20 protein-coding genes are annotated in these 15,383 nt (G+C 71.3%); 1 reads left to right on the top strand and 19 read right to left on the bottom strand.

Translation table 11 applies throughout. The features are described 5' to 3' along the window. Positions 1-50 precede the first annotated feature (50 nt). The 11 genes from lgt to hisI form a co-directional block, all read right to left on the bottom strand. On the bottom strand, positions 51-992 hold the full coding sequence (lgt, locus tag IO24_RS0104575; protein WP_031132075.1) for a prolipoprotein diacylglyceryl transferase: 942 nt from the start codon (positions 990-992) through the stop codon (positions 51-53). An 84-nt stretch (positions 993-1,076) separates the two neighbouring features. Further along, entirely contained in the window at positions 1,077-1,853 is a 777-nt protein-coding gene (locus IO24_RS0104570; RefSeq protein ID WP_031132073.1) for a DsbA family protein, read from the bottom strand. Positions 1,854-1,939: 86 nt separating this feature from the next. Then, positions 1,940-2,758, bottom strand: a complete 819-nt coding sequence (trpA, locus tag IO24_RS0104565; RefSeq protein WP_031132072.1) for a tryptophan synthase subunit alpha — start codon at positions 2,756-2,758, stop codon at positions 1,940-1,942. After that, positions 2,755-4,038 (bottom strand): tryptophan synthase subunit beta, encoded by a 1,284-nt coding sequence (gene trpB / locus IO24_RS0104560; RefSeq protein ID WP_031132070.1) that lies wholly within the window; start codon positions 4,036-4,038, stop codon positions 2,755-2,757. Before trpB ends, trpA begins: the two co-directional genes overlap by 4 nt. Positions 4,039-4,115: 77 nt before the next feature. Continuing rightward, a complete protein-coding gene (trpM, locus tag IO24_RS42655; protein ID WP_078899150.1) occupies positions 4,116-4,316 on the bottom strand; it encodes a tryptophan biosynthesis modulator TrpM in 201 nt (66 codons plus the stop codon). Positions 4,317-4,337: 21 nt separating this feature from the next. Beyond that, positions 4,338-5,147, bottom strand: a complete 810-nt coding sequence (gene trpC / locus IO24_RS0104555) for an indole-3-glycerol phosphate synthase TrpC (protein ID WP_031132069.1) — start codon at positions 5,145-5,147, stop codon at positions 4,338-4,340. A 140-nt stretch (positions 5,148-5,287) separates the two neighbouring features. After that, on the bottom strand, positions 5,288-5,722 hold the full coding sequence (locus tag IO24_RS0104550; protein WP_031132068.1) for a DUF2752 domain-containing protein: 435 nt from the start codon (positions 5,720-5,722) through the stop codon (positions 5,288-5,290). An 81-nt stretch (positions 5,723-5,803) separates the two neighbouring features. After that, positions 5,804-6,055 (bottom strand): HGxxPAAW family protein, encoded by a 252-nt coding sequence (locus IO24_RS0104545; protein ID WP_031132067.1) that lies wholly within the window; start codon positions 6,053-6,055, stop codon positions 5,804-5,806. A 111-nt stretch (positions 6,056-6,166) separates the two neighbouring features. Continuing rightward, positions 6,167-6,799 (bottom strand): TIGR02234 family membrane protein, encoded by a 633-nt coding sequence (locus IO24_RS0104540; RefSeq protein WP_031132065.1) that lies wholly within the window; start codon positions 6,797-6,799, stop codon positions 6,167-6,169. A gap of 49 nt (positions 6,800-6,848) precedes the next feature. Beyond that, on the bottom strand, positions 6,849-8,330 hold the full coding sequence (locus IO24_RS0104535; protein WP_031132063.1) for an anthranilate synthase component I: 1,482 nt from the start codon (positions 8,328-8,330) through the stop codon (positions 6,849-6,851). 11 nt (positions 8,331-8,341) lie between these two features. Further along, positions 8,342-8,737, bottom strand: a complete 396-nt coding sequence (gene hisI / locus IO24_RS0104530) for a phosphoribosyl-AMP cyclohydrolase (protein ID WP_031132061.1) — start codon at positions 8,735-8,737, stop codon at positions 8,342-8,344. Positions 8,738-8,812: 75 nt separating this feature from the next. On the opposite strand from hisI, the gene IO24_RS0104525 reads away from it, so the two are divergent. Further along, positions 8,813-9,448, top strand: coding sequence for a TIGR03085 family metal-binding protein (locus IO24_RS0104525; protein WP_031132059.1), 636 nt, complete (start codon positions 8,813-8,815; stop codon positions 9,446-9,448). Positions 9,449-9,499: 51 nt separating this feature from the next. Here IO24_RS0104525 and hisF read toward each other — a convergent pair whose 3' ends face one another. Genes hisF through hisD form a run of 8 tightly spaced genes read right to left on the bottom strand, consistent with a single transcriptional unit; the run spans position 9,500 to position 15,216 of the window. Beyond that, on the bottom strand, positions 9,500-10,255 hold the full coding sequence (gene hisF / locus IO24_RS0104520; RefSeq protein ID WP_031132057.1) for an imidazole glycerol phosphate synthase subunit HisF: 756 nt from the start codon (positions 10,253-10,255) through the stop codon (positions 9,500-9,502). Beyond that, positions 10,252-10,656 carry a RidA family protein gene (locus IO24_RS0104515; protein ID WP_031132055.1) on the bottom strand — a complete coding sequence of 135 codons (405 nt, stop codon included), beginning with the start codon at positions 10,654-10,656 and terminating at the stop codon, positions 10,252-10,254. The genes hisF and IO24_RS0104515 overlap by 4 nt, the downstream gene beginning before the upstream one ends. After that, the gene (gene priA / locus IO24_RS0104510) at positions 10,653-11,381 is read right to left on the bottom strand and encodes a bifunctional 1-(5-phosphoribosyl)-5-((5-phosphoribosylamino)methylideneamino)imidazole-4-carboxamide isomerase/phosphoribosylanthranilate isomerase PriA (RefSeq protein ID WP_031132052.1); all 729 of its coding nucleotides are present in this window, start codon (positions 11,379-11,381) and stop codon (positions 10,653-10,655) included. The genes IO24_RS0104515 and priA overlap by 4 nt, the downstream gene beginning before the upstream one ends. Beyond that, positions 11,381-12,022 carry an imidazole glycerol phosphate synthase subunit HisH gene (hisH, locus tag IO24_RS0104505; protein WP_107062896.1) on the bottom strand — a complete coding sequence of 214 codons (642 nt, stop codon included), beginning with the start codon at positions 12,020-12,022 and terminating at the stop codon, positions 11,381-11,383. Before hisH ends, priA begins: the two co-directional genes overlap by 1 nt. Before the next feature lie 8 nt (positions 12,023-12,030). Next, positions 12,031-12,195, bottom strand: a complete 165-nt coding sequence (locus IO24_RS45555) for a hypothetical protein (protein WP_031132048.1) — start codon at positions 12,193-12,195, stop codon at positions 12,031-12,033. Then, on the bottom strand, positions 12,192-12,785 hold the full coding sequence (gene hisB / locus IO24_RS0104495; RefSeq protein WP_031132046.1) for an imidazoleglycerol-phosphate dehydratase HisB: 594 nt from the start codon (positions 12,783-12,785) through the stop codon (positions 12,192-12,194). The genes IO24_RS45555 and hisB overlap by 4 nt, the downstream gene beginning before the upstream one ends. After that, on the bottom strand, positions 12,782-13,894 hold the full coding sequence (locus IO24_RS0104490) for a histidinol-phosphate transaminase (protein ID WP_031132045.1): 1,113 nt from the start codon (positions 13,892-13,894) through the stop codon (positions 12,782-12,784). The genes hisB and IO24_RS0104490 overlap by 4 nt, the downstream gene beginning before the upstream one ends. Continuing rightward, complete coding sequence (gene hisD / locus IO24_RS0104485) at positions 13,891-15,216, bottom strand: histidinol dehydrogenase (protein WP_031132044.1); 1,326 nt, start codon at positions 15,214-15,216, stop codon at positions 13,891-13,893. Before hisD ends, IO24_RS0104490 begins: the two co-directional genes overlap by 4 nt. Positions 15,217-15,383: the final 167 nt, after the last annotated feature.

The following is a 15,383-nucleotide window of genomic DNA, read 5'->3' as shown; positions in this document are numbered from 1 at the left end:
GCCCGGGATCCTTCCCCGGGCGCTCTCCGCATGTCACAGGAGGCAGACCGTCAGGTCTTCTTGCCCGACCCGGCCTCGTTCCTGGCCGCGTCAGCCTCGGAGTCGTCCGCGACCTCGTCGTCCTTGCCGGCGTTCTCGGGCTTCTCACCGCTGTCGGCGTCGTCTCCGGAGGCCGCGGCACCCGGTTCGACAACATCCTCGCGTCCGGGCCGCTTCTTCGACGACACCACCAGGTACGTCACCGCGAGCAGGAACACGAAGATCGCGGTCCAGACGTTCAGCCGGAGGCCCAGGATGTGGTGGGCGTCGTCGACCCGCATGTACTCGATCCACGCCCGGCCCGTGCAGTACGCGGCGACGTACAGCGCGAACGCCCGGCCGTGTCCGAGCCGGAAGCGGCGGTCCGCCCAGATGACCAGGAACGCCACGCCGACGCACCACAGCGACTCGTACAGGAACGTCGGGTGGTACGTGCCCGGCACCCGCCCGTCCGACGAGGAGGTGATCTCCAGGGCCCACGGCAGATCGGTGGGCTTGCCGTACAGCTCCTGGTTGAACCAGTTGCCCCAGCGGCCGATCGCCTGGGCGAAGGCGATGCCGGGTGCGATGGCGTCGGCGTACGCGGGCAGCGGGATGCCACGGCGGCGGCAGCCGATCCACGCGCCCACCGCGCCGAGCGCGATGGCGCCCCAGATGCCGAGGCCGCCCTCCCAGATCTTGAAGGCGTCCACCCAGTCGCGGCCCTCGCTGAAGTACAGCTCGTAGTCCGTGATCACGTGGTAGAGCCGGCCGCCGACGAGGCCGAAGGGCACGGCCCAGACAGCGATGTCGGCCACCGTGCCGGCCCGCCCGCCCCGGGCGATCCAGCGTTTGTTGCCGAGCCAGACCGCGACGAAGACGCCGATGATGATGCAGAACGCGTAGCCGCGCAGCGGAATGGGGCCGAGGTACAGCACCCCGCGCGACGGGCTGGGAATGAAGGCAAGTTCCATGGCAAGGTCGACGCTACCGTGCCGGGCCGGGCCCGGGGCGGGCGGCCCGGCTACGGGTCCATAACAGGGGCGGGTGAACGTCCCTCAGCCCTGGTTCGCCTCCTGCACCATCTTCTTCAGCTTGGCCGGGGTCATCGTCCGGTCCTGGTAGATGTTCTCGCCGTCGAACAGCACGGTGGGCGTACCCGAGAAGTTGCCCTTGTTGAAGGCCTGGTGGGACTTGGCGACCCAGGCGTTGTGCGTGCCGTCCTCGACGCAACGGCGGAAGGCCGGGGTGTCCAGGCCGTCGACCTTGCCGGCCAGCTCGATCAGCTTGCCGTTGTCCGCGTAGGCGTCGTCGACCTCCGGGGGCTGGTTGTCGAAGAGCACGTCGTGGTAGGCGGGGAACTTCCCGGCGTCCTGGGCGCAGGCCGCGGCGTTGGCGGCGTTGCGGGAGCCGGTGCCGCGCATGTTGCCGTCGATGAGGGTGACCAGGTGGTACTCGGTCTTCAGCTGGCCGGCGTTCGTCAGCTCGTGGATCACCGGCCGGTACGCCGTCTCGAAGGATTTGCAGGCGGGGCAGCGGAAGTCCTCCCACACCGTGAGCGTGGACTTGGCGCTGTCCTTGCCGACCGGGATCGCGAGACCGTCCTTGCCCTGCGCTCCCGAGGGGGCCACGACGGGGCCCGAGGCCTCGCTGCCGTCGTCCTTGCCGGCGTTGGCCGCGACGACGCCGATCACCGCCGCGAGTCCCAGGACGGCGACGACGGCCCCGCCCACGACCAGCGCGCGCCGGCGCTTGTCCGCGGACTTCTGCTTCTCGCGCTCGACCGCCAGCTTCTCCCGGGCGGTGCGCTTACCCTCACGGTTCTTGTCGCTCACACCCCGGAAACGACCCGGGGAGGCGCACCGCGCCTCCCCGGACCCAGGTCCACCCTTACGAGGGACCTGTATGACTTCCTGCCTTCTTACGCCTGTCCGCGCACGCCCTTGGCGAGATCGCCCGCGAGCCCGCGTACGGCTTCAAGACCGGCGGCGTCGTCCGGGGCGTCCAGCATCGCCTTGACGAAGGCCGAGCCGACGATCACGCCGTCGGCGAAGCCGGCGACCTCGGCGGCCTGGGCGGGGTTGGAGACGCCGAGCCCGACGCAGACGGGCAGGTCGGCGCGCGTGGCCCGAGTGCGTTCCACCAGGCCCTGGGCCTGTGAGCTGACGCTGGCGCGGGTGCCGGTGACGCCCATGAGGGAGGCGGCGTAGACGAAGCCGCTGCCCGCCGCGGTGATCTGCGCGAGCCGCTCGTCCTTGCTGCTGGGCGCGACGACGAAGACGGTGGCGAGACCGTGCTTCTCGGCGTGCTCCCTCCACAGTGCCGACTCCTGCACGGGCAGGTCGGGCAGGATGCACCCGGCGCCGCCCGCCTCGGCGAGCTCGGCGGTGAACCGCTCGACGCCGTAGCGGTCGATGGGGTTCCAGTACGTCATGACGAGGATGGGCTTGCCGGTGGCGGCATGGGCCTCACGGACCGTGCGCATCACGTCGGCGATCTTGACGCCGCCGCGCAGGGCGATGTCGTCGGCGGTCTGGATGACGGGGCCGTCGAGGACGGGGTCGCTGTGCGGCAGTCCCACCTCGACGACGTCGGCGCCGCCGTCGATGACGGCCTTGATCGCCTCGATGCCGCCGTCCACGGTCGGGAACCCGGCCGGGAGGTAGGCGATGAGCGCGGCGCGCCCTTCGGACTTCGCCGCGGCGAGGGTGTCGCTCAACAGCTGCAGGTTGCCGCTCACTTGGCGTCCCCCTCGATCTCGGCGGTGCCGGAGGCGTCCTCGGCGACCTCGGCGTCGGTGTCGTACAGGCCGAAGTAGCGGGCGGCGGTGTCCATGTCCTTGTCGCCCCGGCCGGACAGGTTGACCACGATCAGCCCGTCCTTGCCCAGCTCCTTGCCGACCTCCAGGGCGCCGGCCAGCGCGTGGGCGCTCTCGATGGCCGGGATGATGCCCTCGCTGCGCGACAGCAGGCGCAGGGCCTGCATGGCGGCGTCGTCGGTGACCGCGCGGTACTCGCCGCGGCCGGAGTCCTTCAGGTAGGAGTGCTCGGGGCCGATGCCCGGGTAGTCCAGACCGGCCGAGATCGAATACGGCTCGGTGATCTGGCCCTCCTCGTCCTGGAGGACGTAGGAGCGCGAGCCGTGCAGGATGCCGGGCTCGCCGGCGGTGAGGGTCGCCGCGTGCTCGCCGGTCTCGACGCCGTGCCCGGCCGGCTCGCAGCCGATGAGGCGGACGTCCGCGTCCGGGATGAAGGCGTGGAAGAGGCCGATGGCGTTGGATCCGCCGCCGACGCAGGCGACGGCCGCGTCGGGGAGGCGTCCGGCCCGCTCCAGGAGCTGGCGGCGGGCCTCGACGCCGATGACCCGGTGGAAGTCGCGGACCATCGCCGGGAAGGGGTGCGGTCCGGCGACGGTGCCGAAGAGGTAGTGGGTGTGGTCGACGTTGGCGACCCAGTCGCGGAAGGCCTCGTTGATGGCGTCCTTCAGCGTGCGGCTGCCGGACTTCACGGCGATGACCTCGGCGCCGAGCATGCGCATGCGGGCCACGTTGAGGGCCTGGCGCCGGGTGTCGATCTCGCCCATGTAGATCGTGCACTCGAGGCCGAACAGCGCACAGGCGGTGGCCGTGGCCACGCCGTGCTGGCCGGCGCCCGTCTCGGCGATGACCCGGGTCTTGCCCATGCGCTTGGTGAGCAGGGCCTGGCCGAGGACGTTGTTGATCTTGTGGGAGCCGGTGTGGTTGAGGTCTTCCCGCTTCAGGAAGATCCGTGCGCCGCCGGCGTGTTCGGCGAACCTCGTCACCTCGGTGAGGGAGCTGGGGCGGCCGGTGTAGTGGACCAGGAGGTCGTCGAGTTCCCTGGCGAACTCCGGGTCGTGCTTGGCCTTGTCGTACTCGACGGCCACCTCGTCGACGGCTGCGACGAGGGCCTCCGGGATGAACTTGCCGCCGAACGCCCCGAAGTAGCCTTCGGGGCTGGGGGTTTGACCCTCGGGGTCAGGGATGAAGAACTGGCTGGGCATGCGAATACCTCACGGTGAGTGTGTGTGGAATGCACTGGTCGCCGTGGGGGCGGGAAACGATGGTCGGCCGCGGGCCGTCAGTGGCTTGTCGCGCAGTTCCCCGCGCCCCTTACGGGGCGCTGCTGCCATCGCATGCCGTTGACCTGCCCGGGTTCGTCACCGATGACGTACCTCACCCGGCGGCCGTGTACGCGGCGCGCGGGCGCGCGGCAGCCGCGGGGGCGGCAGCCGCGCGCGAGGCGGGCGTACCGGTCCACGGTCGTCAGGGTGGCTGTCATCGGGGCAAGCCTAGCGGGTGATCAGCCCCGGCCGTGCCGGAGTGCGGGGTGCTCGCCGGCCGCCACCAGGTCCGAGACCGCCGTCCTCGGGTCCTTGCCGGTGACGAGGGACTCGCCGACCAGGACCGCGTCGGCGCCGGCGTTGGCGTAGGCGATGAGGTCGTGCGGGCCGCGGACGCCGGATTCGGCGATCTTGATGATGTGGTCGGGGATCTCGGGAGCCACCCGCTCGAAGGTGCCGCGGTCGACCTCGAGGGTCTTGAGGTTGCGCGCGTTGACACCGATCACGCGGGCGCCGGCGTCGACAGCGCGCTCGACCTCGTCCTCGTCGTGCACCTCGACGAGCGGCGTGAGACCGATGGACTCGGCACGCTCGATGAGGGACTCCAGCGCGGGCTGGTCGAGCGCGGCGACGATCAGCAGCACGACGTCGGCACCGTAGGCGCGGGCCTCCCACAGCTGGTACGACGTGACGATGAAGTCCTTGCGGAGGACCGGGATGTCCACGCGGGCGCGGACCGCCTCCAGGTCGGCGAGCGAGCCGCCGAAGCGGCGCTCCTCGGTGAGGACGGAGATGACGGCCGCGCCGCCCGCCTCGTAGTCCGCGGCGAGTCCGGCCGGGTCGGCGATCGCGGCCAGCGCGCCCTTGGACGGGCTGGAGCGCTTGACCTCGCAGACGACCTTCACACCGTCGCCGCGCAGTGCGGCAGCGCCGTCCTTGGCCGCGGGAGCCTTCGCCGCGCGCTCCTTGAGCTCGTCGAGGCTGACGCGCGCCTGCCGCTCCGCGAGGTCGGCACGGACTCCGTCGATGATCTCGTCGAGCACACTCACGCGAGCGGCCCCCTTCCAGACTCTTGACAGTTCCAGCGACCGATCGGAAAACCGATGGTCACTGCGATGGTATCCGCAGCGGGGCGTAGGCCTCACATCCGGTTGACGCCGGTCCCACTACCTGGACGTCCGCCCGTTGATCAAGGATGGAGCCAGCCACCGAAGGGCAGGTTCCGGACAACCGTGAAGACCAGCAGCAACGCCCCGAGGCTCCACACCAGCCCCGGGCGGGGATCGATCCGCAGCGGGCGCTCGCGAGCCGCGTGCACCACCCATACGGTCCACAGCACGGCGAATCCCAGATAGCCGAGGGTCGCGAGCGCGTTGGCGTGCAGCGCCGCCGGCACGTCCCCGTGCACGAAGGCGTGCGCGCTGCGCAGTCCGCCGCAGCCGGGGCAGTACAGGCCGGTGTGGCGCAGCAGCGGGCAGACGGGGTAGTGGCCGGGTTCGTTGGGGTCCACGGTGCCCACGTAGGCGAAGGCGGCGGCGACGGCCGCGAGCACCCCGGCGGGGACGGCCAGGCGGCTCGGGACGCTCCGCGTCACCCTTCGGCTCTCGGCGTTCACGGTATGCATTGTGCCCCGCACGTGCGTGAGGGGCGTCCCGGCACCCGTGTGCCGGCCGCCCCTCGTGCGACTGCGCGGTGTTCCGCCGGGTCAGCCCTCGGCGCGCGCCGGCTCGCGGTCGCCGGTCATCTCGTGCGGCCGGTGCAGCTCCTTGGGCTGGCCGAGGCCCATCATCCGCATGATGCCGCCGACGACACCGCCGAGGAGCACGACCACCATGCCCGCCCAGAAGCCCACCGGCTGGTCCATCACCATGAACGCGCCCGAGACGCAGAAACCGATGAAGGCGATCGTGACACCGGTCCAGGCGGCCGGGGTGTGACCGTGGCTGCTGCCCGCCATTGCTTGCTCCTCGTTGCTGTGTGCGTGTCTGAGCAGGACGCTCGGGGCCATTGTCCCGCACGCGCGCCCGCCGGGTGAGCGGGGGTACTCCCCCGGGTCCCCCGGGTGGGCTCAGGCCCCGGTCGGGTCCTCACCGCGGTCGAGTGCCTTCCACAGGTCCTCGGGCCGGTCGGGGTCGACGGCGGGGGCCTTGCGGCGCGGCTGGGGCGCGCCGCCGCGCTCGTAGCGGCCGGACATGGCGGGCCACAGCCGGCCGTAGCGCAGGGCGAGCAGTCCGGCCAGGAGGATCAGGACGCCGCCGGCGACCGCGACGTAGGGCCAGGCGGTGTGGCTGAGGGCGTCGACGGAGGCCGAGGTGTCGCCGGAGGCCTGGGCGGCCTGCTCGTCGAGCGCGGAGCTGTCGGAGGCGCCGAGCAGGGCCGCGGCGATGATGCCGGCGCCGGAGAGCGCCAGCAGCGCGGCGACGGCGAAGCGGCCGGTGCGGCGGACGGCGAAGACGGCGACGAGCGCGGCGAGGCCCACTATGGCGAGCGCCGCGGGAACGCCCGTGACGTCGCTGCCCTTGGCGGTCAGGGGGAAGGCGCCACCGGCCACCGTCGCGGTGCCCTGCGACCATTGCTGGCGGGTGGCGAGCAACGCCACGGCCGCACCGAGCGCGCCGCTCAGCAGCGCGACGGCGAGGCTCAGGCGGCCGGCCCGGGCGGATCCGGGGGCTTCGGAAGGGGGGTGAGGTACAGCAGTCACTACCCCACTATCACCCGGACCCCGGGCGAACCGTCACCCGGGGTTCGTCTCAGGCCGTTCCGAGCCGGTTCGCCGTGTGGACGGCCCGCAGCACCGCGGCCGCCTTGTTGCGGCACTCGGTGTCCTCGGCGACCGGGTCGGAGTCGGCGACGATGCCCGCTCCGGCCTGGACGTAGGCGGTGCCGTCGCGCAGGAGGGCGGTGCGGATGGCGATGGCGGTGTCGGAGTCGCCGGCGAAGTCGAGGTAGCCCACGCAGCCGCCGTACAGCCCGCGCCTGGACGGTTCGAGTTCGTCGATGATCTGCATGGCGCGGGGCTTGGGGGCGCCGGAGAGGGTGCCGGCCGGGAAGCAGGCGGTGAGGACGTCGAAGGCCGTGCGGCCCGGGGCGACACGGCCCGTCACGGTCGAGACGATGTGCATGACGTGCGAGTACCGCTCGACGGACATGAAGTCGACGACCTCGACCGAGCCGGGCTCGCAGACCCGTCCCAGGTCGTTGCGGCCCAGGTCGACGAGCATCAAATGCTCGGCGCGCTCCTTGGGGTCGGCGAGCAGCTCGTCGGCGAGGGCCTGGTCCTCCTGCGGTGTGGCGCCGCGCCAGCGGGTGCCGGCGATGGGGTGGACCATGGCCCGGCCGTCCTCCACCTTGACCAGGGCCTCGGGGGACGAGCCGACGACGTCGAACCCGTCGAAGCGGAACAGGTACATGTACGGGGACGGGTTGGTGGCCCGCAGGACCCGGTAGACGTCCAGCGCGCTCGCCGTGCACGGCGTCTCGAAGCGCTGGGAGGGGACCACCTGGAAAGCCTCGCCCGCCCGGATGCGCTCCTTGATGTCCTCGACGGCCACCTGGAAGTCGGGGCCGCCCCACAGCGCGGTGTACTCGGGCAGCTCGGAGGGCGGGAGGACGGCCGGGGGCTGGGCGACCGGGCGGGAGAGGTCGGCCTCCATGGCGTCGAGCCGGGCGACGGCGTCGGCGTGGGCCTCGTCGACGCCGGTCTCCAGGTCGTTGTGGTTGATCGCGTTGGCGATCAGCAGGACCGAGCCCTCCCAGTGGTCCATGACGGCCAGGTCGCTGGTGAGGAGCATGGTCAGCTCGGGCAGCTTCAGGTCGTCGCGCTCGCCGGGGCCGATCTTCTCCAGGCGGCGGACGATGTCGTAGCCGAGGTAGCCGACCATGCCGCCGGTGAAGGGCGGCATGCCCTCCTGGTGGGGCGTGTGCAGGGCTTCGATGGTGGCGCGCAGGGCGGCGAGGGGGTCGCCGTCGGTGGGGACGCCGACGGGCGGGGCACCGAGCCAGTGGGCCTGCCCGTCGCGTGCGGTGAGGGTGGCGTCGCTGCGGACGCCGACGAACGAGTACCTAGACCAGGAGCGGCCGTTCTCCGCGGACTCCAGCAGGAAGGTGCCGGGGCGCTCGGCGGCGAGCTTGCGGTAGAGCGCGACCGGTGTGTCGCCGTCGGCGAGGAGCTTGCGGGTGACGGGGATGACCCGCCGGTCGGTGGCGAGCTTGCGGAACGTCTCGAGGTCCATGGCGGCTGACCTTACTGATCCGTGGCGGAGCCGTCGGGACCGCCGTCCTCGAGCAGCACGTCGGTGTCGAAACACGTGCGCGCGCCGGTGTGGCAGGCGGCGCCGACCTGGTCGACCTTGACGAGCACGGTGTCGGCGTCGCAGTCCAGGGCGACGGACTTCACCCACTGGAAGTGGCCGGAGGTGTCACCCTTGACCCAGTACTCCCGGCGGCTGCGCGACCAGTAGGTGCACCGGCCGGTGGTCAGGGTGCGATACAGCGCCTCGTCGTCCATCCAGCCGAGCATGAGCACCTCGCCGGTGTCGTACTGCTGGGCGATGGCGGGCAGGAGGCCGTCGGGGCTGCGCTTGAGGCGCGCGGCGATCTCCGGGTCGAGGTGACTGGACATGCTGGTCATGGTGACCATTGTGCCGCGCGCCACCGACGGGCCCGATGGAGTGTCCACTGGGCGGACCGGGGGGCCGGCCGTAGGCTGGGGCGCATGTCGACCCATGCCAAGCGTGAACGACTTCTCCTCGCCGACCTGTTGGAGACCGCGGGCCCGGACGCGCCCACCCTGTGCGAGGGGTGGACGACCCGGGACCTCGCGGCGCACGTGGTGGTGCGCGAGCGCCGCCCGGACGCCGCCGGCGGGATACTGATCAAGCAGCTCGCGCCGCGCCTGGACAAGGTGATGGCGGAGTACACCGACAAGCCGTACGAGGAGCTGATCCAGCTGATCCGTACTGGCCCCCCGCGTTTCTCGCCCTTCTCCCTGAAGCCGCTCGACGAGGCGTCGAACATCATCGAGTTCTACGTCCACACCGAGGATGTCCGCCGCGCCCAGCCCGACTGGTCGCCGCGCGACCTCGACCCGGTCTTCCAGGATGCCCTGTGGTCCCGCCTGGAGCGCACCGCCCGCCTGATGGGCCGCGGCGTCCCGACGGGCCTGGTGCTGCGCCGCCCCGACGGCCAGACGGCGGTCGCCCACCGCGGTACCCCGGTGGTCACGGTGACCGGCGAGCCGTCGGAACTGGTCCTGTTCTGCTACGGCCGCCAGAGCGCTGCCAAGGTCGACCTGGACGGTGACGAGAACGCGATCGCGAAGCTCCACGAGACGAAGCAGCTCGGGATCTGAGAAAGCCCCGGCCGCTCGGGGCGGCCGGGGCTTCCGCAAGGCAGGGGGGCGTCACCGCACCGGGTGGCCCGCCTCCCTGAGCGTCTGCTTGACCTGGCCGATCCGCAGGTCGCCGAAGTGGAAGACCGATGCCGCCAGGACCGCGTCCGCGCCCGCCTCGACGGCCGGGGGGAAGTCGGTGAGCGTGCCGGCGCCGCCCGAGGCGATGACCGGGACCGTGACGTGCTTGCGGACGGCCCGGATCATCTCCAGGTCGTAGCCGTCCTTGGTGCCGTCCGCGTCCATCGAGTTGAGCAGGATCTCGCCCGCGCCGAGTTCCGCGGCCTGGTGGGCCCACTCGACGGCGTCGATCCCGGTGCCTTTGCGGCCGCCGTGGGTGGTCACCTCGAAGGAGCCCGACTCCGTGCGGCGCGCGTCCACCGACAGGACCAGGACCTGGCGGCCGAAGCGCTCGGCGATCTCACGGATCAGCTCCGGGCGGGCGATGGCGGCGGTGTTGACGCCGACCTTGTCCGCGCCCGCGCGCAGCAGCTTGTCCACGTCCTCGGCCGTGCGGACACCGCCGCCGACCGTGAGCGGGATGAACACCTGCTCGGCCGTGCGGCGCACCACGTCGTACGTGGTCTCGCGGTTGCCCGACGAGGCGGTGATGTCCAGGAACGTCAGCTCGTCGGCGCCCTCGGCGTCGTACACCTTGGCCATCTCGACGGGGTCGCCCGCGTCGCGCAGGTTCTGGAAGTTGACGCCCTTGACGACCCGGCCGTTGTCCACGTCCAGGCAGGGGATGACTCGGACCGCCAGGGTCATGAATCCTGCTCCTCTAGTGTCCCTCTGAATGCTTCCACTTCCACCGACACCAGGACCCGGGAGTCGATGAAGCCCTGCACGACCAGCAGGGTCGTGACGGGGCGTACGGCGTCGAACAGTTCCTTGTGGGCCCGGCCCACCGCGTCGACGTCCCGGGCGTGTGCCAGGTACACACGGGTGCGGATCACGGACTCGACTCCGAGCCCGAACTCGCCGATCGCCTCCAGGGCGGTGGCGAAGGCCACCTTGGCCTGCTCGTACGGGTCACCGTCGCCGTAGACGACGTCACCCTTGAAGGAGGTCGTACCCGCGACCAGCACCCGGTCGCCCACCGCGACGGCTCGTGCAAAACCGAAGGACTCTTCCCAGGGACTTCCGCTCTGCACACGCCGTACGGTCATGACGACACAGCCTCCAAGGCTTCTTCCAGGGTGAACGCCTTCGCGTACAGCGCCTTCCCGACGATGGCGCCCTCGACACCGAGCGGGACGAGGTCGGCGATGGCCCGCAGGTCGTCGAGCGAGGAGACCCCGCCGGAGGCCACGACCGGGCGGTCGGTTGCGGCGCACACGTTGCGCAGCAGTTCCAGGTTCGGGCCCTGGAGTGTGCCGTCCTTGGCGATGTCGGTGACGACGTACCGCGCGCAGCCCTCCTTGTCGAGGCGCTCCAGCGTCTCGTAGAGGTCGCCGCCGTCTCGGGTCCAGCCGCGGCCGCGCAGGGTCGTGCCGCGGACGTCGAGACCCACCGCGATCTTGTCGCCGTGCTCGGCGATGACCTTGGCGACCCACTCCGGGGCCTCCAGCGCGGCCGTGCCCAGGTTGACGCGCTTGCAGCCGGTGGCGAGGGCGGCGGCGAGGGTGTCGTCGTCGCGGATGCCGCCGGACAGCTCCACCTTGATGTCCATCGCCCGGGCGACCTCGGCGATCAGCTCGCGGTTGTTCCCGGTGCCGAACGCGGCGTCCAGGTCGACCAGGTGCAGCCACTCGGCGCCGGAGCGCTGCCAGGCGAGGGCGGCCTCCAGCGGGGAGCCGTAGGAGGTCTCCGTGCCGGACTCGCCGTGCACCAGGCGGACGGCCTGGCCGTCGCGGACGTCGACGGCGGGGAGGAGTTCGAGCTTCGAGGCCATCAGAGGGTTCCGATCCAGTTGTTCAGCAGCTGGGCTCCGGCGTCGCCGGACTTCTCGGGGTGGAACTGCGTGGCCCACAGGGCGCCGTTCTCGACGGCCGCGACGAACGGCTTGCCGTGCGTGGACCAGGTGACCTTGGGGGCCTCCATCGCCGGGTTGTGCGTCTCCAGCGACCAGTCGTGGACGGCGTAGGAGTGCACGAAGTAGAAGCGGGCGTCCGCGTCCAGACCCGCGAACAGCTGCGAACCGGGCGCCGCCTCGACGGTGTTCCAGCCCATGTGGGGCACGATCTCGGCCTGGAGCGGCTCGACGGAGCCTGGCCACTCGTCGAGGCCCTCGCTCTCCACGCCGTGCTCGATGCCGCGGGCGAAGAGGATCTGCATGCCGACGCAGATACCCATGACCGGGCGGCCGCCGGACAGCCGGCGGTCGACGATCCAGTCGCCGCGGGCCTCGCGCAGGCCCGTCATGCAGGAGGCGAAGGCGCCGACGCCGGGCACCAGCAGGCCGTCGGCGTTCAGGGCCTTGTCGTAGTCACGCGTGATCTCGACGTCGGCTCCCGCGCGCGCGAGAGCACGCTCGGCGGAACGGACGTTGCCGAAGCCGTAGTCGAAGACCACGACCTTCTTCCGCGTCTTCAGGGGGGTGCTCAATTCCACACCTCCAGCCTCACGACACCGGCCGCCAGGCACATCGCGGCGCCGATGGAGAGCAGCACGATCAGGCCCTTGGGCATCTTCTGCTTGATGAAGGAGTAGATCCCGCCGAGGAGGAAGAGGCCGACGACGATCAGCAGGGTCGAGGTGCCGTTCACAGGGCGCCCTTCGTGGACGGGAGGATGCCGACCGCACGCGGGTCGCGTTCGGACGCGTAGCGCAGGGCCCGGGCGAGCGCCTTGAACTGGCACTCCACGATGTGGTGCGCGTTGCGCCCGTAGGGCACGTGCACGTGCAGCGCGATCTGCGCCTGGGCCACGAAGGACTCCAGGATGTGCCGGGTCATGGTGGTGTCGTACTCGCCGATCATCGGCGCCATCTTCTCGGGCTCGGTGTGCACGAGGTAGGGGCGGCCGGACAGGTCGACGGTGACCTGGGCGAGGGACTCGTCCAGCGGGACCGTGCAGTTGCCGAAGCGGTAGATGCCGACCTTGTCGCCGAGGGCCTGCTTGAAGGCGGCGCCGAGAGCGAGGGCGGTGTCCTCGATGGTGTGGTGCGAGTCGATGTGCAGATCGCCCTCGGTCTTCACGGTCAGGTCGAACAGACCGTGCCGGCCGAGCTGGTCGAGCATGTGGTCGTAGAAGCCGACGCCGGTGGAGATCTCCGTCTTGCCGGTGCCGTCGAGGTCGATCTCGACGAGGACCGAGGTCTCCTTGGTCGTCCGCTCCACGCGTCCGGTGCGGCTCATGAACTCTGCTCCTTCTTCAGTGCACGTACCGCGTCGAGGAACGCGTCGTTCTCTTCGGGGGTCCCGGCGGTGACCCGGAGCCAGCCGGGCACGCCGTTGTCCCGGACCAGGACGCCCCGGTCGAGGATCTTCTGCCAGGTCTCGTGGGAGTCCTCGAACCGGCCGAACTGCACGAAGTTCGCGTCCGACGCGGTCACCTCGTACCCGATCGCGAGCAGTTCGGTGACCAGGCGGTCCCGTTCGGTCTTGAGCTGTTCGACGTAGCCCAGCAGCGTTCCGGTGTGCTCCAGGGCGGCCAGGGCGGTCGCCTGCGTCACGGCCGACAGGTGGTAGGGCAGCCGGACCAGCTGGACGGCGTCGACGACGGCGGGGTGCGCCGCGAGGTAGCCCAGGCGCAGGCCCGCCGCGCCGAACGCCTTCGACATCGTGCGGGAGACGACGAGGTTCGGGCGGCCCTCCAGCAGCGGCAGCAGCGAGTCGCCGTGGCTGAACTCGATGTACGCCTCGTCGACGACCACCATCGAGGGCTTCGCCGCCTGCGCGGCCTCGTACAGCGCCAGGACCGTCTCGGGCGGGACGGCGGTGCCCGTGGGGTTGTTGGGGGTGGTGACGAAGACGACGTCCGGCTGGTTCTCGGCGATGGCCTTCCGGGCGGCGGCGAGGTCGATCGTGAAGTCCTCGTGGCGCGGGCCGGAGATCCAGCCCGTGCCTGTGCCGCGTGCGATGAGGCCGTGCATCGAGTACGACGGTTCGAAGCCGATGGCCGTGCGGCCCGGCCCGCCGAAGGTCTGCAGCAGCTGCTGGATGACCTCGTTGGAGCCGTTGGCCGCCCAGACGTTGGCCACGCCGACCTCGTGGCCGGAGGTGTCGGTGAGGTACTTCGCCAGCTGCGTGCGCAGCTCGACCGCGTCCCGGTCCGGGTAGCGGTTGAGGTTCCGGGCCGCCTCACGGACCCGCTCGGCGATCCGCTCGACCAGCGGCTCGGGCAGCGGGTAGGGGTTCTCGTTGGTGTTCAGCCGTACGGGGACGTCCAGCTGGGGCGCGCCGTAGGGGGACTTGCCGCGCAGCTCGTCCCGTACGGGGAGATCGTCGATACGTACGTCGTTCACTTGCCCTGCGGAACCTTCCAGTCGAACCTCGCCTTGATCGCCGCGCCGTGTGCCGGCAGGTCCTCCGCCTCCGCCAGCGTCACCACGTGGTGTGCGACCTCGGCCAGCGCGTCCCGCGTGTAGTCGACGATGTGGATGCCGCGCAGGAAGGACTGGACGGACAGGCCCGAGGAGTGGCAGGCGCAGCCGCCGGTGGGCAGGACGTGGTTGGAGCCGGCCGCGTAGTCGCCGAGGGAGACCGGGGCCCAGGGGCCGATGAAGACAGCGCCGGCGTTGCGGACCCGGTCGGCCACGGCCGCCGCGTCGGCCGTCTGGATCTCCAGGTGCTCGGCCCCGTACGCGTCGACCACCCTCAGGCCCTCGTCGATACCGTCGACCAGCACGATGGCGGACTGCCTGCCGGACAGGGCCGGGACGATCCGGTCGTCGACGTGCTTGGTGGCCGCGACCTGCGGGTCCAGCTCCTTCTCGACCGCGTCCGCGAGGTCGGCGGAGTCGGTGACGAGGACGGCGGCGGCCAGCGGGTCGTGCTCGGCCTGGCTGATCAGGTCGGAGGCCACGTGCACCGGGTCGGCCGTGTCGTCGGCGAGGACCGCGATCTCGGTCGGGCCGGCCTCGGCGTCGATGCCGATCTTGCCGGTGAAGTAGCGCTTGGCTGCGGCGACCCAGATGTTGCCGGGGCCGGTGACCATGTTCGCGGGGGCGCAGGACTCGGTGCCGTAGGCGAACATCGCGACGGCGGTGGCCCCGCCGGCCGCGTACACCTCGTCGACGCCGAGCAGCGCGCAGGCGGCGAGGATGGTCGGGTGCGGCAGGCCGCCGAAGTCGGCCTGGGCGGGAGAGGCGAGCGCGACGGACCCGACGCCGGCCTCCTGCGCGGGCACCACATTCATGATCACGGAGGACGGGTACACGGACCGGCCGCCGGGCGCGTAGAGCCCGACGCGCTCGACCGGCACCCACTTCTCGGTCACGGTGCCGCCGGGCACGACCTGGGTGGTGTGCGTCTCCCGGCGCTGCGCGCGGTGGACGATCCGTGCGCGGCGGATGGACTCCTCCAGGGCCGCGCGCACGGCCGGGTCGAGCTCCTGAAGCGCGCGCGTGAGCGCGGCGGCCGGCACCCGTACCTGATCCAGCCTGACGCCGTCGAACCGCTCGGCGGAATCGATCAGCGCCGCGTCGCCCCGATGATGCACGTCCTCGCAGATCGGACGCACCTTCTCGAGGGCGGCCGCTACGTCGAAGTCGGCTCGGGGCAGCAGGTCACGCAGAGCGGGGCCCTCGGGGAGGGCATCGCCGCGCAGATCGATTCGGGAGATCACGTGCTCAATTCTCTCAGACCCGGGTGAGGGACCGTCCGCGCGTATCAATGGCTGATACAGAACGCCGCAGGAAGACGGAAGATCCACCTCACTTTGTGTGTTCGGTGTGTCACACAGCGGGCATGAACTGGTGTACGAGGGAAGTGACCCGCGAGTACCTGGGGAGG

This window comes from Streptomyces flavovariabilis (assembly GCF_000725785.1).
Taxonomy (GTDB): domain Bacteria; phylum Actinomycetota; class Actinomycetes; order Streptomycetales; family Streptomycetaceae; genus Streptomyces; species Streptomyces hawaiiensis.
Note: the sequence above shows the minus strand (reverse complement) of the source record. Positions and strands in the feature narration are given on the sequence as shown.